General features: G+C 45.6%; 16 protein-coding genes. 11 read left to right on the top strand and 5 right to left on the bottom strand.

The features are described 5' to 3' along the window. Positions 1–76 precede the first annotated feature (76 nt). Together QUA50_RS25940 and QUA50_RS25935 are read left to right on the top strand one after the other, a co-directional pair. Entirely contained in the window at positions 77–358 is a 282-nt protein-coding gene (locus QUA50_RS25940; RefSeq protein WP_333268108.1) for a hypothetical protein, read from the top strand. Between the two features lie 11 nt (positions 359–369). After that, positions 370–603 (top strand): hypothetical protein, encoded by a 234-nt coding sequence (locus tag QUA50_RS25935; protein ID WP_333298937.1) that lies wholly within the window; start codon positions 370–372, stop codon positions 601–603. 123 nt (positions 604–726) lie between these two features. Here the strand turns inward: QUA50_RS25935 and QUA50_RS25930 are convergent, their stop codons facing one another. Continuing rightward, positions 727–1662 (bottom strand): exopolyphosphatase, encoded by a 936-nt coding sequence (locus QUA50_RS25930; protein WP_333268113.1) that lies wholly within the window; start codon positions 1660–1662, stop codon positions 727–729. A gap of 66 nt (positions 1663–1728) precedes the next feature. Between QUA50_RS25930 and bioF the strand changes: the two genes are divergently transcribed. Both bioF and pirA read left to right on the top strand, forming a co-directional pair. Then, positions 1729–2901 (top strand): 8-amino-7-oxononanoate synthase, encoded by a 1173-nt coding sequence (bioF, locus tag QUA50_RS25925; protein WP_333268115.1) that lies wholly within the window; start codon positions 1729–1731, stop codon positions 2899–2901. 286 nt (positions 2902–3187) lie between these two features. Further along, complete coding sequence (gene pirA, locus QUA50_RS25920) at positions 3188–3337, top strand: arginine synthesis PII-interacting regulator PirA (RefSeq protein ID WP_333268117.1); 150 nt, start codon at positions 3188–3190, stop codon at positions 3335–3337. 193 nt (positions 3338–3530) lie between these two features. Here the strand turns inward: pirA and QUA50_RS25915 are convergent, their stop codons facing one another. After that, entirely contained in the window at positions 3531–3689 is a 159-nt protein-coding gene (locus tag QUA50_RS25915; RefSeq protein WP_333212558.1) for a hypothetical protein, read from the bottom strand. Positions 3690–4534: 845 nt separating this feature from the next. After that, complete coding sequence (locus QUA50_RS25910; protein WP_333268119.1) at positions 4535–5902, bottom strand: TldD/PmbA family protein; 1368 nt, start codon at positions 5900–5902, stop codon at positions 4535–4537. A gap of 463 nt (positions 5903–6365) precedes the next feature. Between QUA50_RS25910 and QUA50_RS25905 the strand changes: the two genes are divergently transcribed. The 4 genes from QUA50_RS25905 to QUA50_RS25890 all read left to right on the top strand — a co-directional run bounded on the left by QUA50_RS25905 (position 6366) and on the right by QUA50_RS25890 (position 16041). Beyond that, positions 6366–10628: a PAS domain S-box protein gene (locus QUA50_RS25905; protein ID WP_333268122.1), complete on the top strand. Its 4263-nt coding sequence runs from the start codon at positions 6366–6368 to the stop codon at positions 10626–10628. Between the two features lie 313 nt (positions 10629–10941). Then, positions 10942–11781, top strand: coding sequence for a DUF1361 domain-containing protein (locus tag QUA50_RS25900; protein WP_333268124.1), 840 nt, complete (start codon positions 10942–10944; stop codon positions 11779–11781). A gap of 221 nt (positions 11782–12002) precedes the next feature. Continuing rightward, positions 12003–13976 (top strand): ABC transporter ATP-binding protein/permease, encoded by a 1974-nt coding sequence (locus QUA50_RS25895; protein WP_333268127.1) that lies wholly within the window; start codon positions 12003–12005, stop codon positions 13974–13976. Positions 13977–14418: 442 nt separating this feature from the next. Beyond that, the gene (locus QUA50_RS25890) at positions 14419–16041 is read left to right on the top strand and encodes an NB-ARC domain-containing protein (protein ID WP_333268129.1); all 1623 of its coding nucleotides are present in this window, start codon (positions 14419–14421) and stop codon (positions 16039–16041) included. 67 nt (positions 16042–16108) lie between these two features. Here QUA50_RS25890 and QUA50_RS25885 read toward each other — a convergent pair whose 3' ends face one another. Both QUA50_RS25885 and QUA50_RS25880 read right to left on the bottom strand, forming a co-directional pair. Beyond that, positions 16109–17839 carry an NAD(P)H-quinone oxidoreductase subunit 4 gene (locus QUA50_RS25885; protein WP_333268131.1) on the bottom strand — a complete coding sequence of 577 codons (1731 nt, stop codon included), beginning with the start codon at positions 17837–17839 and terminating at the stop codon, positions 16109–16111. Positions 17840–18260: 421 nt separating this feature from the next. Further along, positions 18261–19184 carry an ADP-ribosylglycohydrolase family protein gene (locus QUA50_RS25880; protein ID WP_333268132.1) on the bottom strand — a complete coding sequence of 308 codons (924 nt, stop codon included), beginning with the start codon at positions 19182–19184 and terminating at the stop codon, positions 18261–18263. 218 nt (positions 19185–19402) lie between these two features. On the opposite strand from QUA50_RS25880, the gene minC reads away from it, so the two are divergent. The 3 genes from minC to minE all read left to right on the top strand — a co-directional run bounded on the left by minC (position 19403) and on the right by minE (position 21761). Beyond that, on the top strand, positions 19403–20206 hold the full coding sequence (gene minC, locus QUA50_RS25875; protein WP_333268134.1) for a septum site-determining protein MinC: 804 nt from the start codon (positions 19403–19405) through the stop codon (positions 20204–20206). A 167-nt stretch (positions 20207–20373) separates the two neighbouring features. Then, positions 20374–21180, top strand: coding sequence for a septum site-determining protein MinD (minD, locus tag QUA50_RS25870; protein WP_333268137.1), 807 nt, complete (start codon positions 20374–20376; stop codon positions 21178–21180). A gap of 209 nt (positions 21181–21389) precedes the next feature. Next, a complete protein-coding gene (gene minE / locus QUA50_RS25865; RefSeq protein ID WP_333268140.1) occupies positions 21390–21761 on the top strand; it encodes a cell division topological specificity factor MinE in 372 nt (123 codons plus the stop codon). Positions 21762–22050 lie beyond the last annotated feature (289 nt).

Raw genomic sequence — 22050 nt, 5'->3', positions numbered from 1 at the left:
CTTGCACTTTTCACTCGCTCGCACGCTCTCGATCGCTTTCGCTACGTAACGTGCGATCGATTATTCAGCAAACCCTATGTACGGCGGCCCGACTGACTACGCCAATGCGGATAACTGCTATCCCATTGCTTACGATCTAGTTCCCGTAGGAAAGTGTTACGATACTGAGTATCTAAAAATCAGAAATGCTCCTCATTGGGCAGAGCCAAATCTTCAGTCTGTTCGCGAACAGTTGCGAAAAATTGTTGAAGACCCGATGCGTTTTCAGGTAGCTAAAAAAGCTAAAGAGACGGCCGATTTATTTAATTGGGAAGCTGCTGCTCAAAAATTGCTAGGATTAATGCGAAAGTTGTTTTAGGATCGGAAATTATGGGACTCGAACGCAAAATGTTTAGGGGAATGTTTTCACCCGGGGAAATGGTACGATTAAAACAGCCTTGTTTTACTCCCGGTCGATTGTTTGAGCCAGGAAAATATAACGCCGATGAGTTGCCGGATATCGCTTTTGATATGGGTTTGGTAGACCATTTGCCACCAGTCAAAGGCAAAAGTTCAGAAAATCTCAATGTTCAGAACCCGCCAGCTAAAAACCTTGAGGACTAAATTCCCGTTGGCAGTAAGGACTTCAGTCCTAAAAATCCCTGTTTGTAGTAAGGACTTTAGTGCTGAAAATTAAAACAAATCATCAAAGACTCAAGTCCTGACTGCAAAAAAGATAAAGCCAAATTAACCATTTTGCTCTATCTGGGCAATTAACTGTTTCAAAACTTGACTAGCTTTATCGTTCTCAATCTGACAAGTTCCGGCATTCTGGTGTCCACCGCCGCCATACCTCAACATTAACTCCCCAATATTAGTTTTAGAAGTTTTGTTAAAGATTGACTTGCCAACTGCGAAAACAGTATTTTGTTGTTTCAGTCCCCAAAGTACGTGAATAGATATATTGCACTGAGGGAACAAAGCATAAATTACAAAACGATTTCCCGCATAAATCACATCTTCGTTACGCAAATCCAAAACAACTAAATTATTATAAACTTGGGCGCATCGCTGTATTTGCTCTTTAAATTTTTCTTCCTGATCGAAGTAGAGGTCTACTCTTTCTTTTACATCAGGAAGCTGCAGTATTTGATCGATAGTATGATATTTGCAGTAATCGATTAACTGCATCATTAACTGATAATTGGAAACGGTAAATTCTTTAAACCTTCCCAACCCGGTTCGTGCGTCCATTATGAAGTTTAACAGCACCCATTCTTGCGGATGCAGAACCTCTTCTTGGGCAAATTGAGCGGAATCTGATTTGTCAACGGCTGCCATCATCGCCTCAGAAATATCAGGAAACTTTGCTTTGCCTCCATAATATTTGTACAGTACCCTAGCTGCTGAAGCTGCATAGGGATCGATGATGTGGTTAATTTTGATTTTCTCGTGTCTGAGAGTTTCGCTGAAATGGTGATCGAAAGCTAGATGAACTCCCTCAACATAGGGTAAATTGGTGCTAATATCGTTATTTGTTATTTCGATTTTCCCATCCTGCATATCTTTAGGATGCACGAATTTAATCTCGTCGATCATATCGAGTTCTTTGAGCAAAACTGCACAGACTAGACCGTCAAAATCGCTGCGGGTGACTAATCTGTATTTTTTAGTGAGTGGCATATGCTTCTGTGATAGGGAGGAACTGATCACCAGCTAATATAACGTATTACCCGATCGCTTTCCAATATGAACGCAGACCCTTACGCTTGGATAGACAAGGCCCTGGACACAGTTCGCCGTGCCGATTGGTATCGATCGCCAGAATCAATCGAAAGTTCCCCCGGTCCGGTGGTAAAATTAGCAGGCCGTCGGCTGATTAACTTTGCCAGCAACGATTATCTGGGACTTGCGGGCGATGACAGGTTAATTAAAGCTGCTATCGCTGCAACTAAGGAATTTGGTACGGGTGCGACGGGTTCGAGGTTGGTCAGCGGACACCGCGATTTGCACCGAGAGCTAGAACTGGCTATTGCTAATTTAAAACAAACTGAAGATGCTTTAGTATTCAGTTCGGGATATTTGGCGAATTTAGGAGCGATCGCATCCGTTGTCGGCAAGCGCGATTTGATATTATCTGACAAGTACAACCATTCGAGCCTGAAAAACGGAGCCGCACTCAGCGGTGCAACTGCCCTAGAATACAGTCACTGCAATCTTGAGGATTTAAAAGCCAAGCTAGAGCAAAATCGCGCGAGGTATCGCAAGTGTTTGATTATTACCGATAGCGTCTTTAGTATGGATGGGGACCTGTGTCCGCTACCGCAGTTGTTGGCTGTGGCCGAAACCTTTAACTGCATGGTATTAGTAGATGAAGCTCATGCTACGGGAGTTTTCGGTGATAGCGGTGCCGGTTGTGCAGAACATTTCGGGTGTACGGGAACACCGCTGATTCAAGTGGGTACACTCAGCAAAGCTTTGGGAAGTTTAGGTGGTTACGTTGCGGGATCTGCTGCTTTAATTGATTTTCTGCGTAATCGAGCTGCGAGTTGGATTTATACTACAGCATTGACGCCTGCTGACGCGGCGGCTGCTTTAGAAGCTGTGAGGATTGTACAGCAAGAACCAGAACGCCGAGTTCGGTTGCGACAAAATATCGAAACTTTCAAATATTGCGCGATTGCCAATTACCAATTACCAATTAGCAATTCCCTCTCCCCTATTTTCAGTCTTCCGTTAAAAGATGCAGCCTCCGCTTTAACAGTGGGCAGCAAACTCAAGGAGATGGGTATTTTTGCTCCGGCGATTCGGCCTCCGACTGTCAGCGTGAGTCGAATTCGGATTTCGCTGATGGCAACTCACGAGCTCGCACACCTTCAGCAGTTGGTAGAGGCGCTGAAGCAAGTTTTGAGTTTTGACTAAATGTTGGGTGCGCCATAAGTACCTTACCCTTTGAGTAAAGGTTGTGAGATGGGGAGAATTTCTACTTCTGCCTTATGCCTTATGCCTTCTGCCTTCTGGTGCTCTAGCGTTCTGCCTTTTTTTTGATTGTCAAGATATCGCTATTGACTTATGACCAATCTTATACAGTAGTTTGGTCGATCGGTCAACAACTGTAAATTTTTTGTAAATTTAGATACTTTTTGGAATTTAGCGCTATATTAGAGAAGTAGCAGGTACACCAAATTTAATATAAGGAACGTCCACCATGAACACAAATCGTCAAAACGTAAAAAAAGTAGCAGAAACCCACCGCGCTAACATTCACAAGCAACTGATGCACCGCATAGAAGTAGCGAGATCCAGTGGCAATCAAGATTTGGTTCGGGTGCTTGAAGAGGAAATGAGACACCTTTAAAGAAGCTGCAACTAGAATTTGCCCGTAGTTTGGTTTAGAGGGTTGTGCGAGAAATGCAGAATTCCGGCAACCGCTACCTGTGAAGTTTTGACTCCTCTCTTAGTTGGTAGGAAAAATCCCGGTTTCTTAAAGAAACCGGGATTTTTTATTGAGAAGGAAGAAGAAAGAGGGAACACTCCTGCACGCACAAACTCTATCTGTAGAGTGCGCCTCGTCCCCAAGAGATTTGCCAAAAATAGAATGTTATGTCGGTAAGTTGAATCAGGTATTTATGAATTTGCTGAGCTATGCGATTCATGCCTTGAATTGCTATGACCAAAAACGCGCCTCGGAGCAAATTAAAAATGACCATAGTAGGATTACGATTTGTACTTATATGCTGAATTAGGATGGGGTAAGAGTCGGTGTGAAAGACAGGCTGGGAATAACAAGGGAGGTAAGGAATGAGAATTAAATAACTTCCACTCTTGAAAGTGGGATGGGCGTCCCGCCCGTCCACTCATGACGGGCTATAAGAGCCCATCCCACAATAACAATTAAAATTGTAAGTTATTTAATTCGCGATCATAAGAACCCATCTATTTAGTCCTTTCTTTACAACTGAACCTGCGGGTCAAGACACTGGTTTGGGATTATTTGATTACCTATCAGATTTTGGTGGAGAAGCGCGGCGGAGATTTGAAGAGTTTATCACAGCCAACAGAACCGGGTGCATAATTTGTGATTGAGATTCCCATTAGGCAGAATAATCGGGTAGAGATGAAAGAAACTTAAGGGGAATTAAACAAAAAATTAGGGGAAAGCCTGGTAAAGTCTATAGCAATCCTAAATGATTATACTCGTTACCAGGAAGAGCCTGGTAACGCAGATCCGGAGGAAGAGCCTCCATAGTCTGGGCCGAGGCAGAGCCTCGCTTACATCGGTTCCCAGGCAGAGCTTGGAAGTTAACCAGTTATTGAAACTGATGCGAGGATTGCTATATAATCGCGATCGCACTTCCCCAATTTCTCTGTAATTTCTGAAGTCTCCCAAACACCGAACGACCTCGCTGAAGCCCTAAATAGTAGATTTTCAGTGGTTTGTCAACTTGTCAGTGTCCCGGACTGGTTAAGGTGAGGCGTGAGGGCGCGAGCACGCCTTCACCATGTGCCAATTGCGTAAGTTTTGAACTAATAATTAATGACTAATGACTAATGATTACCTTCCTCCGACGACGACATTTTTAATCCGCAAATGGGGGCCGCCGACACTTACGGGCAAACCGCTTTGGCCGCCTTTACCGCAACCGCCGTAGGCATAAACCGAGTCGTTTCCTATCGACTCAATATCCTTTAAAGTCTGAAATACATTGCCGCTTAAAGTGACATCGCTCACGGGTTCAGCCAATTTGCCGTCGCGAATCATAAAACCTTGAGCCGCCGCAAAGGTAAACATTTCGCCGTTGGTTTGTCCTCCCAACATCCGCACTGCATACACTCCTTCGTCAATGTCGGCAACCATTTCGTCAAAAGAATGTTCGCCAGACTCGATCGCAGTATTAGTCATCCGCACCAAAGGCATAAAAGTAGCGCTCAGAGCCCGGGCATTTCCCGTCGGACTTTCGCCCATTTTGCCCGCCGTCTCGCGATTGTGCATCCGAGCGGCTAAAACTCCATTTTTAATTAAATGCTTGCACTGTGCCGGCACACCTTCGTCGTCGTATTTCAAAGTTCCCGGCAATCCCGGCACTGTTGCGTCGTCAATTACATTCAATTGTTCGATCGCCACAGGCTTGCCCAAAGTCAACAATTCCTGCATTTTCGGGTTTTCGTAAATGCCGTCTGCTTCCGACAAATGCCCGAAAGCTTCGTGGATAAAAACCCCCGACAAATAAGGGTCTAAAATCACCGGATACTGACCGCCTTTCACCGATTTTGCCTCTAGTTGGCCCACTGCTCGAACGGCAGCACTTTTAACACGATCTTCAATATTTGTCAAGACATCGTAATCCGATCGCGAGTGAATCGACTCAAACCCTTGGCGGACGACACCGCCCTCGCCGCGGGCGATCGCTCCGAAACGCCCGGTCACGTCCAAGCGCTCTTGAGCGATGCAAGTGCCTTGAGAATTCACAAAATAAGTAACCCCGAATCTGTCGCTGTAACCGGCCATTGTCGTCTGAATTCGCGGGTCGTAATCTAACAGCAACTGGTTGTAAGATTCGAGCAATTTCCGCTTTTCGGCTAGAGTAATAGAGCGCGGGTCGCGGCCCAATTCCACCGCTACATAATCTTGAATAGGGGTGACATCTGCTAGTAGAGTTTTTTCGCAGCCCACCAAACGAGACTGCACTACAGCTTCTTCAATGCGGTCTTTTAACTCAGCTAAACCGTTAAAAGTTACAAAACTCCAGCCGCCTTTGTGACAGGCGCGGATGCCGCCGGCGAGACTGAAACTCCGGTTGACAGCATCTAACTGAGGGCCGCGAAAACTAATCGCAGTTGACTCGCTTTGTTCGAGGCGAACTTCTAGATAATCTACGCGATCGCGGTAAGGTGCGATCGCTTCCATCAACTGTTCTTGCATCAAATTGCCCCTATGAATGATTAGCCGTAGCGCTGAAAAAAATTATTGCTAACCTTATTTTAGCTAATAACTCCCGTCTTTCGGGTGCGCGTTCCCCCACCGCTCTGGTGGGGCAGCGCGCACCCTACCCGATAAATGGCGAGTCAACCAATTTTAGATTTGAGATTTTAGATTTTAGATCGATCCGTCCTGAGCCTGCGAAGGAATGAATCCGGGGGCTTATGACCGCATTAATTTCAGTCAGTCGATTTGAGATTTAAAACTTTGTCCGCAGAATAGATGGTTAGAGGCAAGCCGATCGCCGGCGTTCGGCGGGTGTCCTAGAACACCACAAACTCGCGCCCGCTTGCAAAAAGCCCGGTATGCCGAAAATCTTGCATTTGCTTAGAGAAATCGAACTAAACTAAATCTATCTAAAGACGTAAAAAAATACCTTAACCGGCGGCAGATGGAATACTTTAAGGTGAAAAAATTTCAAATTTCACCGTATTTAGCAGCAATTTCGGCATCAATAGCAATTTTGGTCGGAGTTGGCATTTTAGATCGATCGGAACAGCGGCGGTTTTTTCACTACAACCGCGCTAGCACCCTCGATCGCCTCAGCACAGTCCGTTCAAAGCTGGAAGGCTCTTTGAATTCCCGCCTGTTTTTGATGCGGGGTTTGGGGGCTTACATTTCCAACAACCCAAACATCACCGAAGCCGAGTTTGCAGCGACGGCGAGAATTCTGGTGGCACAGCAACCGGGCATTCGCGCCATAACTTTAGTTAAAGGCACGACGGTCGCTTACATTTATCCGCGGGAGGGAAATGAATCGGCGATCGGAGTTGACTTGACGGCGCTACCCGAACAGCGGGAAATGGTCAAAGAGGTCATCCGAACCAGAAAAACTTTGCTAGCCGGGCCCGTGAAATTATTGGAGGGGGACGAGACGTTCATCAGCCGATCGCCGATTTTTCTCACACCCTCCGGCGCCGATCCCGAAACAGGAGTTTACTGGGGCTTGACAGGCCTGTTCCTCGACAAAAAATCCTTAATTGAGGAAGCAGGACTCAACGACTCCTCAGCGAAGCTGCAATACTCTCTGCGGGGCAAAGACGGTTCGGGAGCCTCCGGCCCTGTGTTTTTCGGTGACGGGTCAATTTTTCAGCAGAATCCCGTGGTGCTGGAAGTGACTTTGCCCAACGCTTCCTGGCAGTTGGCAGCAATTCCGGCGGGAGGATGGCCTGCGAATTCGCCGTTTCGGTGGTGGCTGCTCTTTGGAGGCGACTTGCTGGCACTTTTGACTGGGGTGGGGGTTTTTAGCTGGGTGTACGGCCGTGCGAAACTGCGGGAGAGCGAAGTTAAGTACCGGCAATTAGTTGAGAATGCTAACAGCATGATTGTGCAGTTAGACAGTGAAGGTAATATTACTTTTTTTAACGAGTTTGCTGAAGATTTTTTCGGGTATTCAGAAGCAGAAATCATCGGCAAAAGTGCGACCGGCACAATTCTACCGAAAACAGAGTTATTTGAAAGTGACCGGGCGACAAAGATTCGAGACTGTTTGGCACAGCCGCAAAAATACTTCCAAAACGAAAATGAAAACATCCGCAGCAATGGAGAAAGGGTGTGGATAGCGTGGACAAATAAACCTTTACTAGATGCGAAGGGAAATGTGGCAGGGCTGCTTTGTATCGGGACTGATATTAGCGATCGCAAACAAGCTGAAATCGCCCTCCAGGCTTCGGAAGCAGAACTGCGGACTTTATTTGCGGCAATGAACGATGTAATTTTTGAACTCGATATTGAGGGACGGTTCCTGAAAGTCGCGCCGACCAATCCCCAATTATTGTACAAGCCGACGGCAGAATTTGTCGGTAAAAAAATTAACGATTTATTCGACACAGAAAAGGAAGATTTTTTTCTAGAGCAAATTCGCACCGCCCTTGCTACCAATCACACCTGTACTTTTGAATACAACCTAGAAATTGCCAGCGTACAAACGTGGTTTGCCGCTACCATTTCGCCGATGAAAAAGAATACTGTTCTGTGGGTGGCTCGCGACATTACGGAGCGCAAGCAAGCAGAAAATTGGTTAACCGGTCAAAAACAAATTTTAGAAATGATTGCTAAGGGCGCTCCTCTGGGCGATACTTTAAATACTTTAATTAAAATTATCGAGCAGCAATCTAGAGATGTCATCGGTTCGATATTGCTTCTAGCTCCAGACGGAAAACATTTGCTGCACGGAGCCGCGCCCAGTTTGCCCGACAGTTACAATGCTGCTATTCATGGCATAGCCATCGGGCCGGATGTCGGTTCCTGCGGCTCTGCTGCCTTTAGCCGCCAACAGGTGATCGTTACAGATATTGCCAGCGATCGTTTGTGGGAAAATTATCGAGATTTAGCCTTGAGTTTTGGACTGAGAGCTTGCTTGTCAACTCCTATTTTCTCATCTCAGAGTCAAGTTTTAGGAACTTTTGGAATATATTATTCCCAACCGCGCAGCCCTCATTTTTTTGAGCTGCAATTGATAGAAGCGATTATTAATTTAGCAGGAATTGCGATCGAACGCAACCAGGCAGAAGAAAGTCTCAAACAGCTCAATCAAGAACTCGAAAAGAGAGTGAAACAGAGAACTGCTCAATTGATGCAAACTGAAGAACGCTGGCAGTTAGCACTCAAAGGCAACAATGACGGCATTTGGGACTGGAACTTGCAAACCGGTCAACTTTTTGTTTCCGATCGCTTTAAGGAAATCACTGGTTACGAAGATAGTGACATTAGCGATTACAATAATACATGGAATACGAATTTACATCCCGATGATTTAGTGAGTTCTCAGCAACTTCTTCAAGAACACTTGGAGAGAAAAACGCCGCATTACATCACAGAATACCGCTTGTGGTGCTACAACCGCGCTTACAAATGGATATTGAGTCGGGGACAAGCTTTGTGGGACGCATCTGGAAAAGCAGTCCGCATGGTTGGTTCAATTACTGACATTACGGAGCGCAAACAAGCTGAGGAAGCACTGCGGGAAAGCGAGGCAAAATTCCAAAAGCTGTCTGCTAATTTACCTGGAATCATTTATCAATTTTTGTTGCGTGCAGATGGCTATTCCTGTTTTCCTTACATAAGTGCTGGTTGCCGAGAACTTTTTGAGTTAGAACCAGAATATATTCTTAAAAATGCGGCTGTGCTAACAGATTTGGTTCATCCCGACGACCGCCAAAGTCATGACGAATCTATTGCTATTTCTGCCCAAAATCTGCAACCTTGGCAGTGGGAAGGACGGCTGGTACTACCTTCAGGCAAAATTCGCTGGTTTCAGACAAATTCGCGTCCTGAAGCTAAGGAAAACGGCGATATTCTTTGGGACGGCATCACCGTTGATGTTACCGATCGCAAACAAGCTGAATTAGAATTGCAAGAAAGCCAGCAGTTTATTCAAAAAGTAGCCGAGGCTACTCCCGGTATTTTGTATCTCTACGACTTGGAAGAACAGCGAAATATATACAGCAATACTTCACTGTTCGGGCTTTTGGGATATACCCTAGACGATCTTACAGCGATGGATTCGTCACTCATGCCTCAGTTAATCTACCCCGAAGATTTGCCTAAAATTGTGGAACATCACGCGAGCTTTGCAGAAGTTGAAGATGGCGAAACTAGGGAAATTGAGTACCGGGTACAGGGAGCATACGGTCAATTGTTGTGGCTGCAAAGCCGGGATACTATTTTTAGTAGGAATGCGGAGGGTCAGGCTAAGGTAATAATTGGAGTTTCCCAAGATATTACGACTCGCAAGCAAGCAGAGGAAGCACTGCGGCAAAGCGAGGAACGAGAAAGAGAAAAAGCCAGAGATTTAGAGTCAGCGCTGCGGTCATTGCGCTCTACTCAAACTCAACTCATTCAAACAGAAAAAATGTCTTCTTTGGGGCAATTAGTGGCTGGCATCGCTCACGAAATTAATAATCCCGTTAATTTCATTCACGCTAACATTGATTATCTCAACCAGTATACTACACAGTTGCTCGATCTGGTTACTCTTTACGAACAGGAGTATCCCGAACCTCATTCAAAAATTGTCGATCGCATTGAAGAGATTGATTTGGATTTCATGGCTGAGGATTTAAGAAAAGTTATGGGTTCGATGCAGGTAGGAAGCGAGCGCATCCGGCAAATTGTATTGTCCCTCAGAAATTTTTCGCGACTGGACGAATCGGCAATGAAGCCGGTGGATATTCACGAGGGAATTGAGAGCACTTTGTTAATTTTGCAGCACCGCTTGAAGAGTCGGGACTGTCGCCCGGAAATTGAAGTAATTAAGGATTTCGGGAAACTGCCGCTGGTGGAATGCTATCCCAGCCAACTGAATCAGGTGTTTATGAATATTGTTGCTAATGGAATTGATGCTATTGAAGAACGATATCAAAAGTTATCGGTTCCACAATCAGAGACAAAGAGTGGCCGCATTACTATTTCCACTGGTGTAACCCCCCAGAACACTGTGAGGGTAGAAATTTCGGACAACGGTACGGGTATTCCCGATGGGATAGTAGATCGAATTTTTAACCCGTTTTTTACTACGAAAGCTGTGGGGAAAGGTACGGGGTTGGGAATGTCTATCGCGCACTCGATTGTGGTGGAAAAGCACAAGGGTAAGATTGAGTGCATTTCTTCCATAGGATGCGGAACGACTTTTCAGATTGAGATTCCGATCGACAAAGTGTATAAATAGTAGGGTGCGCCAGTCGATTTTAGATTTTAGATTTTAGATTTTAGATTAAAGAATTCACTCCACAATGGTATGGTGCGTCAGTCGATTTTAGATTTTAGATTTTAGATTTTAGATTGACTCGACAGTGGTAGGGTGCGTCAGTCGATTTTAGATTTTAGATTTTAGATTTTAGATTGACTCGACAGTGGTAGGGTGCGTCAGCAGATCCTGATTTTTAGGCGCACAGCCAGGAGCCATAAGCTGACGCACCCTACAAGTTAACGACTAAGATAGATTGAAACTGCATCAAACCTTTAATTGTATAAAAATTGACATGATGGGATTAATCCTGGAAGCGCTGGAAGCAATGGGACACAATGTCCGCTGGATGTCTTGGAATTTGTTTTTGGCTTTAGTACCGCTGGGCCTGAGTTTTTGGCTGTTCCGCAAACCTCGATCGCGCTGGCTGCTGTGGGGTACGGGCTTTCTTCTGGGCGCTACTTTTTTGTCCAGTACGCGCCCTGTTTTTGCGTATCTGAGGCACATAGTGCAAGATGTGGGCAAAACTTACGTTTTGGGGGCGATCGCGATTACACTGGCACTGATGGCTGTAGACATCTGGGTACTGCGGCAGCGCGGAGTTCGCTCTCTCCGGTGGTGGGGCGGTTTTTTCTGGTTTATCGCATTTTTACCCAATGCGCCCTACGTTTTAACTGATATCATTCACCTGATCCGCCAGATTAAAGAGGGGAACTCGGTGTGGACTGTGACTCTGGCTTTGATTCCCCAATATCTCGCGTTTATGCTGGCCGGGTTTGGAGCTTACGTGCTGTCGGTGATGAATTTGGGTTACTATTTGAAGCAACAGGGTTTGAGTAGATTTATCCTGGCAACGGAGATAACTATACACGCACTTTCGGCGATCGGCATTTATTTAGGGCGATTTATCCGCTTCAACACTTGGGACATTCTGACTAACCCTGATGCGCTGGTTAACAGCGTAATGAACGATTTGATAGGCAAGCGTCCGGTTTTAGTAATGGCTGTCACTTTTGTAGTAATTGCTGTTTTGTATTGGCTAATGAAACAAGTAATTTTAGGGATTAGCCAAAGATTTTACAGCAGTAAATTGCAGTCAGACTTGGCCGGCGATAGCGCAACTTCTTCCAGCTAGAGCGATTTGAGATTTGAGATTAAAGAATTGATTGAACAAATGAATCTAAGAGCTTGAACTAATCTGCCAAATTTTTTCTTGCCACCTGTTAACTCGGACAACCAGTTTCCGTCTGTGCGTGAGACAATTTTTTTTCGCGAAACTCCGAATAAATTACTACTGCAGTTTGTCACAAGACTTGATATGTTAGAACAGTCAAAGTAGTTTTGTAAACAGCAAAGATGAATCGATTTGACCGTCAGTTGTGGCAGAGATTTATTGCGATCGCTCAACCTTACTTTTATCCTTTAGAGCCTGGGAGTGGCAGAATCTTTTTAGGATTAGTAGCGCTGTTGTTGATATTTCTCTTCGCTGCGATGTTTGTTCTCGTCAGCGCTGTATGTTTGGGTACTCAAGTCTTATTTCCCGAATTTGTCAATAGTATTGCAGCAGGCTTAGTTACTTTGTTGAAAGGAATTATTAATTCGCCCGCAATTGCGATCGTGGCTTTAATGTTAATTCTTCCTTTCAGCGCTTTTGTCTGGTTCAAAGACAGATTGACACCGCACTGGCAGCCCTGGGCTTTATTGACTTTGCTGCTTTTTTTGTCGCTGTCAGTCAGCGGTATGAATGTAATAATTAGTTACGTCGGTAACTTTTTTAACACAGCACTAGCTAAGAAAGACCAGCTCAATTACTGGAAGTATCTGTTTGTGTATGCAGGGGTTTTTATAGTCGGCACTCCCATTGTGGTAATTTACCGGTATACCGAAGATAAATTGGGTATCTACTGGCGGGAGTGGATGACTAATAAGTTCCTCGATAAGTATTTTCAGAATCGGGCTTATTACGAAATAAATTTACACAAGGAAATCGACAATCCAGACCAGCGAATTTCCGAAGATGTCCGCTCTTTTACCCGGACAAGTTTGTCATTTATGCTGCTCATCCTGGGTTCAATAGTTAATATTATATCTTTTACTGGTATCCTGTGGTCTATCTCAAAACAACTTTCGATTTTTCTGATTATCTACGCTATTGTGGGCACGACAGCTACTCTAGTTTTTGGTCAAAGATTAGTACCTCTGAATTTCGAGCAACTTAAAAAAGAAGCAAATTTTCGCTACGGACTGGTTCACATTCGCGACAACGCCGAATCTATTGCTTTTTATGGAGGCGAGGAGCAAGAATCATTTCAAATAAAGCAGCGATTTGTGGAAGTATTCCGCAATTTTAATTTGCTAATTGGTTGGCAGCGGAACTTGGATTATTTCACAACTGGATACGGATATGCTGTTGTGATTATTCCGGCTTTGTTTCTAGCTCCAACTTATTTTGCAGATCGAAGTGGTACAATCCAGTTTGGAGATATCACTCAAGCGGGTTTTGCTTTTAGTCAGATTTTGCGCGCTTTTTCTGTGATTGTAACTCAGATTGAGCCGCTGAGTTCTTTTGCAGCTAGTATCAATCGTTTGACTGTATTTACAGATACTCTGGAAGCGAAAAAAGCGGTATCTCGTCCTGCTGGAACTGCTATAGATGTAGTAGTAGATTCTCAGTTGACACTGGAGCACGTTACTGTAGATACTCCGCAGCATCAAAAGACTTTAATTAGGGATTTGTCGGTAGCAGTGCAGCCCGGTGAAGGACTGTTAATTGTCGGACAAAGCGGTACTGGAAAGAGTTCCTTGCTGCGGGCGATTGCGGGTTTGTGGGACGCGGGAACGGGGCGTTTGGCGCGGCCAGAATTGGGGGAAATGCTGTTTTTGCCGCAGCGTCCTTATATGATTTTGGGTAGTTTGCGATCGCAACTTTTGTATCCCCATACCAGCAGCGAGGTTGATGAGGAAAAATTGCGCCGCGTTTTGGCATCAGTAAACTTAGCAGATTTGCCGGACAGATTGGGCGGTTTTGATGCGAATTTAGATTGGGGTGAGATTTTGTCGCTGGGAGAACAGCAACGTTTAGCTTTTGCTAGATTGTTATTGACGGAACCCAGATACGCTATTGTGGATGAGGCGACAAGTGCTTTGGATTTGAAGAACGAGCAATATTTATACGAGCAGTTGCAAGCCACTAAAACTACGTTTGTGAGTGTGGGCCACCGATTGAGTTTAGTCAAATATCACCAGCAGGTTTTGGAACTTATGGGCGATGGGAGTTGGCGGCTGCTTTCTGCCCGAGAATACCGCGCTAGTGCGACAATTTTTGGCTGATATAGGGCTGCTTTCAAAAATTGTAAATTGACCCGGTTTTTGGTTCGCGGTGGGTGGAGGCGCGGTTGGAGATTTATCGTTTGGTTCTACAGATTAATCGCCGCGCCTCCACCCACCCTACAATAGGTTCTACTAAAGTTACATTCTTTGTTTAAATTCACATCTTGCACCATTGTCAAGAACAGGCTTTCCGGCCTGTTTCACAATAAAATTTATCTCTTGTGGAACAGGCCGGAAAGCCTGTTCCTAAGCAAGTAATTGAGAATGGTGCAAGATATCAGTTTAAACTGGTATCACAATGGATAATTGGGTATAAATATCTAAATCTGTCTAAACAACTAAAAGCAAGCTGAACGTTGACTGATTCGATTCAATTGCTCGCCCGCGAGAACTCACACAATATAATAGAAGATAGATTTTTAGTATAGACGAGATTCCTACCTTGACTACTCCGATTCCTCAAAACTTTGTGCAAACGATCGCCAAACAACGCGGTGTCACAGATGCCGAGTTAGAAACTGTGTTTATGGCTCTCGACGGTCAATCTACGGCGACGATCGCAACCAAGCTTGGCATTAGCGACATCGCCGTTCGCAAAAGACTAGGCGAAGTTTACAAAAAGTTTCAGATTGGGGGGAACGGCCCTGGAAAGCTTTCGGAATTGAGGCATCAGTTGCTGTTTTCATACCACACCGATCGGGGAACGAGCGATTTTAGTGGAGGTAAAGGTTCTCTATTGAAGATGGCGATTGGACACCGACAGGAAGATTGGGGCCAAGCACCGGATGTTTCGGTTTTTTACGGACGGACTGAAGAATTAACTACTTTAAAGCAGTGGACTGTATCAGATAATTGTCGCCTGGTAGCGCTGCTTGGTTTGGCTGGTAGCGGCAAAACAACTCTGTCGGTGCAGTTGGCCTCACAGGTACAGAATGAGTTTGATTTTGTGATTTGGCGATCGCTGCGATCGACACCCGAACCATCCGACTTCCTAGGAAGCTTAATTCAACTTTTTTCTAACCAACAAAAACCCGATGTGCAGCTAGACCTCAACAGCAAAATTTCGCGCTTGGTCGAATATCTGCGAAAACACCGCTGTCTGGTAATTTTAGACGATTTTGAAGCGGTTCTCAAACCCGAAGAATTAGCGGGACACTATCGCGAAGGCTGCGAAGGATATCGAGATTTAATTGTGCGGCTCGGTGAGGTCAATCACAATAGCTGTTTACTGCTAGTTAGTTCGGAAGAGCCTACGGAACTGGCTTTGCTAGCGGGAGAAAAAGTGCGGTCTTTAAAACCTGCTATTTCCTCGGAAATAGCGCGGGAGATTTTCCAAGAAAAAGGTTTGTCGCCTCAAGATCGAGAGTTGGAAATCTTGTTATCGCGGTACGGAGGCAATCTGTTAGCCTTAAAGATTGTAGCCACAACAATTAACGAGTTTTTCGAGGGAAATATTTTAAAGCTTTTGGAAGCAACGGCGTTATTTATTGAAGAACATATCAGCAATTTGCTGGCACAGCAGTTCGATCGAATGTCGAGTTCAGAACAAGAGATTGCCTACTGGATTGCTATTGCTCAAAGCCCGATTTCCCTGGCGACTTTGCGAGAGCAGATATTGGTCAATTCATCGCTTTCGGATTTGCTAAAAAATCTCGATTCTCTGGGTCGTCGCTCGCTGATTGACAAAATTAGTGAGGGGGGGGAAACTGTTTTTATGCTTCAGCCTTTGATCGTGCAATATGTGACGGATAGATTAGTCTATCAGATTCGATCGGAGGTTTTGGAGACGGTTAAGACCCAAGGAATAGAAAGAATGCGGCTGTTGAAAACTCACAAATTGAGCATTAACATTGCTAAATGGAAAGGGGATAAAGGCGAACCAAGTCGCTCTATTTTAGCATTAGTAAAAAATCGCTTGCAAGTGTTGTTTGTGAAGACGACAGGCTTTGAAGAACCGCTAAATATCTTGAATAAAGTAGCCTCTGAACTCGATGATAAATCGATGCTTGAGGTGGGATATGCTAGGGAGAATCTGGCGCAGATTATTTCAGAAATTCAGCGATAAGAAAAAAGCGATCGCCCTTTGACAAAAGCGATCGCCCAATTTTCAACACAAACAGAATTCGATTAAATTATTTGACAATGCCAAAAACCGATGCAGATTCAGACCCTGTAATTTTGTCCAAAGCAGGCGATTTTTGAGCTTGGGCAATTTTGGGAACCAAAAGTTGATTCGCATAAATCCGAGGATTTTGTTGAGCAATTTGGATGTAAGATTGGCGGACTTCTGCGTTGACTGCGACAGTCTTGGCATCGTAGACTTGCATCGCCATATTGGGATAAAAACCAATGCCGACAATCGGTATCAAAAAGCAAAATGCGATCGCCACTTCCCGAGGTTTAGCATCAATAAACGGTGCATCACCAGGCAAAACGCAACTATTACCAAAACAAACCGCTTCATCCAGATTGTTTCTCTGATTCTGCAGATTTAGATCCTCAAGGTCGCAAGCCGCCAGTCTCCCACAGTTGTAAAATAACTGTCGCAGCATCGAGAGCAAATAAATCGGCGTCAAAATCAGTCCTACAGCAGCCAGGAACACTGTCACCGCGCGGAAAGAACCGCTGTACATATCGCTAGTTGCGACGCCCACAAACACGGACAATTCGCTAGCAAAACCGCTCATTCCGGGAAGTGCCAAAGATGCCATCGCGCCTGCGGTAAACAAAGCAAACACTTTCGGCATGACTTTCCCAATCTCGCCCATCTCGTCCATGATCATTGTATGGGTGCGATCGTAAGTAACGCCAGCCAGGAAAAACAATACTGAGGCGATTAAACCGTGGGAAATCATTTGCAACAGCGCCCCGTTGATTCCCAAATCCGTGAAGGAAGCAATACCCAACAACACGAATCCCATGTGAGAAATCGACGAATTCGCTAAGCGGCGCTTCATGTTCGATTGGCCGAAGGAGTTCAGCGCGCCGTAGATAATATTTACCACGCCGAGCACCGCCATAATCGGTGCAAAGTAAACGTGTGCTTGGGGAAGAAGTTCCAAATTCAGGCGAATCAGTCCGTATCCGCCCATTTTCAGCAATACGCCGGCCAGAATCATCGACACGGGAGAAGATGCTTCGCCGTGGGCATCAGGCAGCCAAGTGTGGAAGGGGAAAATCGCCAGTTTGACACCGAAGGCAATCAGCAATCCCGCATAAAGGAATAATTCTAAACCCAGCGGGTAGTCCTTCAAGCCTAGTTCTACCATGTCGAAGGTGGGGGTGCCTCCGCCGTAGAATGCCATTGCTAAGGCTGCTATCAAAATAAAGATGGAAGCGCCGGCGGTGTAAATCAAGAATTTGGTAGCTGCGTAGCGGCGGTTTTGTCCGCCCCAAATCGAGATTAGCAGGTACACCGGAATTAGTTCTAGTTCCCAGACAATGAACAGCAACATGATGTCTTGGGCGACGAACACTCCTATTTGTGCGGAGTACATCACCAGCATCAGGAAGTAGAATAGTCGTGGCTTGCGATCGACTTCCCAGGCTGCAAAGATTGATAGCGTCGTCACCAATCCCGCCAACAGTACCAGCGGAACAGACAGCCCGTCAACAGAAACAGACCAGTTGAGGCCTAAAGAAGGTATCCAGGAATATTGCTCGACTATTTGGAAAGTAGAGATGCTTGGATCGTAATGAGTCCAAAACACCCAGCACATTAATACAAAATCTGCAATGCCTACGCCTAGGGCATACCAGCGCACGGTTTTGCCGTCTGTATCGGGCAGAAAAGGGATGGCGAGGGAAGCTAGGAGGGGTAGGATGACAATTGCGGTCAGCCAAGGAAATTGATCCGCTATCATATTGAGAATAAATACTTAGTTGAAAGTTACCAAAATTATAATACTAAATTTAATTAAAACTTAAGATTTATTTATAAATATTTTTTATATCCCGATAGACGCGCATGAAGTTATCACGAATTGCTACACACGTCAAGGGTTATTCGATTTTTGATTTTCGATTCAGGACTTACGAACAAAAAAATATAGCGTTTTGTAGGCACAATCTGCCTGTGGTGGCGCCTATTCGGGTAGAGGGTTGGTTAAAAGTGGAGTTTTTCATAGGGCGGAGTTGCTCTGACCGATAGTTCTGGTAGTTTCTTGATGGGATGGGGCGGGTTTATCTGATTTGTCGGTGGGTGTCATATATTTCGGTGAACCCGCCCCTACAATTATTTATGTTATGCCTGGGAATTGTCACCCTTGATTTAAAACATCGATTTTAACTAGATAAAGTCAAGAGCCGATCGGCAAAAGATACAATTAAAGTGCGATCGACCAATTGCGAGATCCATTTTTCCGGTATTCCCCCCTCCCCGTAAAAAGCCCCAGCCAACTGTCCGTAAACCGCACCAGTAGTATCCGCATCGTCGCCCAAATTCACAGCCAACAAACAGCCTTCAGCAAAAGAAGAACTGTTGTAAAAAGCCCAAAGTGCCGCCTCCAAAGACTTGACAACATAACCCGTACCTTTAATTTCAGGAGGTTGTCGCAATTTAAAAGAACCCGCCGCAATCTCATCAATCTCTGCTACCAGCGGGTGAGCTTCCCAATATGCAGAAATCGGACAATATCTTTCCGAAAGCAACACATCTTTAGCAACTCCATTCACAGCCCCCGCAATTAAATTACCCAAATAGCGGCAAGCATCCACACAAGTAGCAGCACCGTGAGTAGTTCTCGAACTTTGTCCCGATTTTTCTATGACTTCCAAAGGATTTTTAGCATAAAACAAAGGCACCGGAGCCAAGCGCATAATCGAACCATTTCCAGCAGTCTGAGCATCGGTAAAACCGCAGTAAGGTTTTCTTGTATCTTCAAACTGCCAAAGTGCTTGTTGAACCGTATTGCCAATATCAAAACATTCACCCGTACTGCTCAAATGTCCGTCTGTACTCCACCGCAGATATGTTTCTAACTGATGGACTGGATCGAAACCTTGTTTCTCAATCAAACTTTCAGCTAAACAAAGTGCCATCGAAGTATCGTCCGTCCACTCGCCCGGTTGCAGTCGAAACGGGCCGCCGCCAACCATATCGTTAATAGGCGCAAACGTTCCGGGGCGACAGAACTCTAAAGTTGTGCCGAGAGCATCGCCAACTGCTAAACCGAGAAGACTGCCGCGATAACGTTCAATTTGCTCCATAACCTAATTAAAAATTAATAATTAGTAAGCACGCTGTTATTGAATAATCATAGCTTGTCAAAACTATTTCTTTCTTCTGCTCTCTATTCTCTTTCTCTGTGTCCTCTGCGCCCTCTGCGGTTAATAAAAAAAATCTTGTTCACAAACGAAGCTGAGCCAAAAGACCGATCGAGCTAATATTGATGTTAACCTGTCCCTACCCGATATCAAACTGTCCCATGACACCCGATGCCTCCGCCGCAGCTGCAGCTGCCGCCACTCAATCAACACCCGAAGTGAGCTTGGAGCTGCAAGTCCGACTCAAAACCGAAGATGGACAGCTACTGTTGCTACTCCCCCCAGAAACCAACAGCGAACCCGCAACAGCTTCCGCCTCGACTTGGACTGAACTTTGGCAGCAGCTAAAAGTCAGGCTGAATGCAGGAGAACGCTTTTGGCAGCCAAACGCAGAAGTACAATTGATGGGGAACGATCGACTTTTAGATATCCGCCAACTGCAAGAAATCGCCGATGCCCTCTCGGAAGTGGAACTGCAACTCAAACGAGTCCACACCAACCGCCGCCAAACCGCCGTTGCCGCAGCTACGGCAGGTTATTGTGTAGAACAGCAGCCTCCGGTTTCTTCCCTGAATAAAGCCTCAGCCGAAAAACCGCAATCGCTGGCGGAACCTTTATATTTGCAGATGACAGTGCGATCGGGCGTAGAAATTCGCCATCCGGGCACCGTCGTACTTTTGGGAGACGTAAATCCCGGCGGCTCAGTCATCGCCGGAGGCGATATCCTAGTTTGGGGCCGTTTGCGGGGCGTCGTGCACGCCGGTGCCGGTGGCAACACCAAAAGCGTGATTATGACCTTGCAGATGGAACCGATGGTGATTAGGATTGCTAAGTATGTTGCCAGAGGCCCAGAAACCTCACCCGCTCAGTTTTTCCCGGAAGTCGCCTATGTGACGCCTCAAGGGATTCGGATCGGTAGAGCCTCTGATTTTGACAAATCGCAGTTAGTCGGGGGTAGTGGTTAGTTGACAGTTGTTAGTGGTTAGTTGGCAGTTGTTAGTTGTTAGTTGACAGTTGCTACCAATTACCAATAAGTAATTACCAATTACCAATTACCAATAAGTAATTACCAATAAGTAATTACCAATAACTAATTCCCAATCACCAATTCCCAATAAATCAAAAATCGCTTATGGCTCGCATTATTGTTGTTACATCAGGGAAAGGCGGGGTAGGAAAAACCACCTCCACAGCCAATCTCGGCATGGCTTTAGCTAAGCGGGGGCGCAACGTTGCCGTAATTGATGCCGATTTCGGTCTCAGAAATTTAGACTTGCTGCTGGGCTTAGAAAATCGGATTGTTTACACGGCATTAGAAGTTCTCGCTGGAGAGTGTCGGTTAGAGCAGGCTTTGGTGAAAGATAAGCGGCAGCCGCGCTTGGTGCTGTTGCCGGCTGCCCAAACTCGGATGAAAGATGCCATCAGCGCTGAGCAAATGAAGCAGCTTGTGGGGATGTTGGGAGCAAAATACGACTATATTTTGATCGACTCTCCTGCTGGAATTGAACAAGGTTTTCAAAATGCGATCGCCCCAGCTCAAGAAGGCATCATTGTCACCACTCCCGAAATCGCTGCTGTCCGCGATGCCGATCGAGTCATCGGTCTGCTGGAAGCCAACAACGTCAAGAAAATCAACCTAATCGTCAACCGGATCAGACCCGCAATGGTGCTGGCAAATGATATGATGTCAGTGCAAGACGTGCGGGAAATCCTCGCCATTTCGCTGTTAGGCGTCGTTCCCGACGACGAGCGCGTCATCGTTTCCACCAACCGAGGCGAACCATTAGTATTGTCGGAAACGGCCTCTTTAGCTGGAACTGCCTTCGACAATATTGCCCGCCGCTTAGAAGGCGAAAAAGTTGAATTTCTCGATCTAAATCCCCGTCCCGAAAACTTCTTTACTCGCCTCCGCAAGTTCTTAAACATTAAAATTATGTGATGTGCTTATTGGCGATCGATCTTTAACAGCAGCGACCGCATCACCAAAACTAGCCCTAATTTTCCCCCAGTCACACCAGTTCCCAAAAAGAATGAAACTGTAGACCAGATCCAAACCTGACAGGAATCAGTGATTCCCCAATCGAAAATCGAAAATCGAAAATGGTATGACCTTTTCTATGCCTAACCCTTGACAAACCCGCCCGACCCATGATACACACACTTCTCGAACGACTTTTCCCGCGCACCCCTGACAACAGCCGCGACGAGGTAAAACGGCGCCTCAAACTGGTTCTAGCTCACGATCGCTCAGAACTCAGCCCAGAAATGGTTGAGTCGATGCGCCGAGAAATTCTAGAGGTGGTGTCTCGCTACGTGGAAATCGATACTACCGGGTCTGAGTTCTCGCTCGAAAGCGACCAGCGGGCCACAGCACTAATTGCAAATCTCCCGATCCGGCGAGTCAGACTCGAACATCCACCGGAGAAGGTTCCCCAGAATTTGCCCCCGAATCGGCCGGAGAATCGACCCGAATATGTACCGGAGTATGTAGTCGAAATTCTCCCCGACACTACAGAGTGATAGGGATTGAGATTTTTTTGTCAGGCAAAGAGTTCGATCGGCTAGCAATTAAAATTAAACTATCTCTCTACAATAAAAACATTGTGGGGCTGGCACTTTTAGCCCGTCCCAAATATGTAATTAAAAAGGGAAAAAGCTTGTGATACCTGAAAAGTCATGAAGTTAATATTCATAACTAATCGCTATTTCCCAAAAAGCTTGCGTGGACTATCTTAGGAATGAGAATTAAATAACTTCCACTCTTGAAAGTGGGATGGGCTCTTATAGCCCGTCTTTTAAGGACGGGCGG

The organism is Microcoleus sp. M2_D5 (genome assembly GCF_036701935.1).
Classification (GTDB): Bacteria; Cyanobacteriota; Cyanobacteriia; order Cyanobacteriales; family Microcoleaceae; genus Microcoleus.
The sequence above is the reverse complement of the archived record's forward strand: the minus strand, read 5'-3'. Positions and strand labels throughout refer to the sequence as shown.

Bases quoted from the DNA above. Each gene is read 5' to 3' on its own strand.
- QUA50_RS25940 (WP_333268108.1), top strand. From the start codon at position 77: ATGTACGGCGGCCCGACTGACTACGCCAATGCGGATAACTGCTATCCC.
- QUA50_RS25935 (WP_333298937.1), top strand. From the start codon at position 370: ATGGGACTCGAACGCAAAATGTTTAGGGGAATGTTTTCACCCGGGGAA.
- QUA50_RS25930 (WP_333268113.1), bottom strand. From the start codon at position 1,662: ATGCCACTCACTAAAAAATACAGATTAGTCACCCGCAGCGATTTTGAC.
- bioF (WP_333268115.1), top strand. From the start codon at position 1,729: ATGAACGCAGACCCTTACGCTTGGATAGACAAGGCCCTGGACACAGTT.
- pirA (WP_333268117.1), top strand. From the start codon at position 3,188: ATGAACACAAATCGTCAAAACGTAAAAAAAGTAGCAGAAACCCACCGC.
- QUA50_RS25915 (WP_333212558.1), bottom strand. From the start codon at position 3,689: ATGGTCATTTTTAATTTGCTCCGAGGCGCGTTTTTGGTCATAGCAATT.
- QUA50_RS25910 (WP_333268119.1), bottom strand. From the start codon at position 5,902: ATGCAAGAACAGTTGATGGAAGCGATCGCACCTTACCGCGATCGCGTA.
- QUA50_RS25900 (WP_333268124.1), top strand. From the start codon at position 10,942: ATGATGGGATTAATCCTGGAAGCGCTGGAAGCAATGGGACACAATGTC.
- QUA50_RS25895 (WP_333268127.1), top strand. From the start codon at position 12,003: ATGAATCGATTTGACCGTCAGTTGTGGCAGAGATTTATTGCGATCGCT.
- QUA50_RS25885 (WP_333268131.1), bottom strand. From the start codon at position 17,839: ATGATAGCGGATCAATTTCCTTGGCTGACCGCAATTGTCATCCTACCC.
- QUA50_RS25880 (WP_333268132.1), bottom strand. From the start codon at position 19,184: ATGGAGCAAATTGAACGTTATCGCGGCAGTCTTCTCGGTTTAGCAGTT.
- minC (WP_333268134.1), top strand. From the start codon at position 19,403: ATGACACCCGATGCCTCCGCCGCAGCTGCAGCTGCCGCCACTCAATCA.
- minD (WP_333268137.1), top strand. From the start codon at position 20,374: ATGGCTCGCATTATTGTTGTTACATCAGGGAAAGGCGGGGTAGGAAAA.
- minE (WP_333268140.1), top strand. From the start codon at position 21,390: ATGATACACACACTTCTCGAACGACTTTTCCCGCGCACCCCTGACAAC.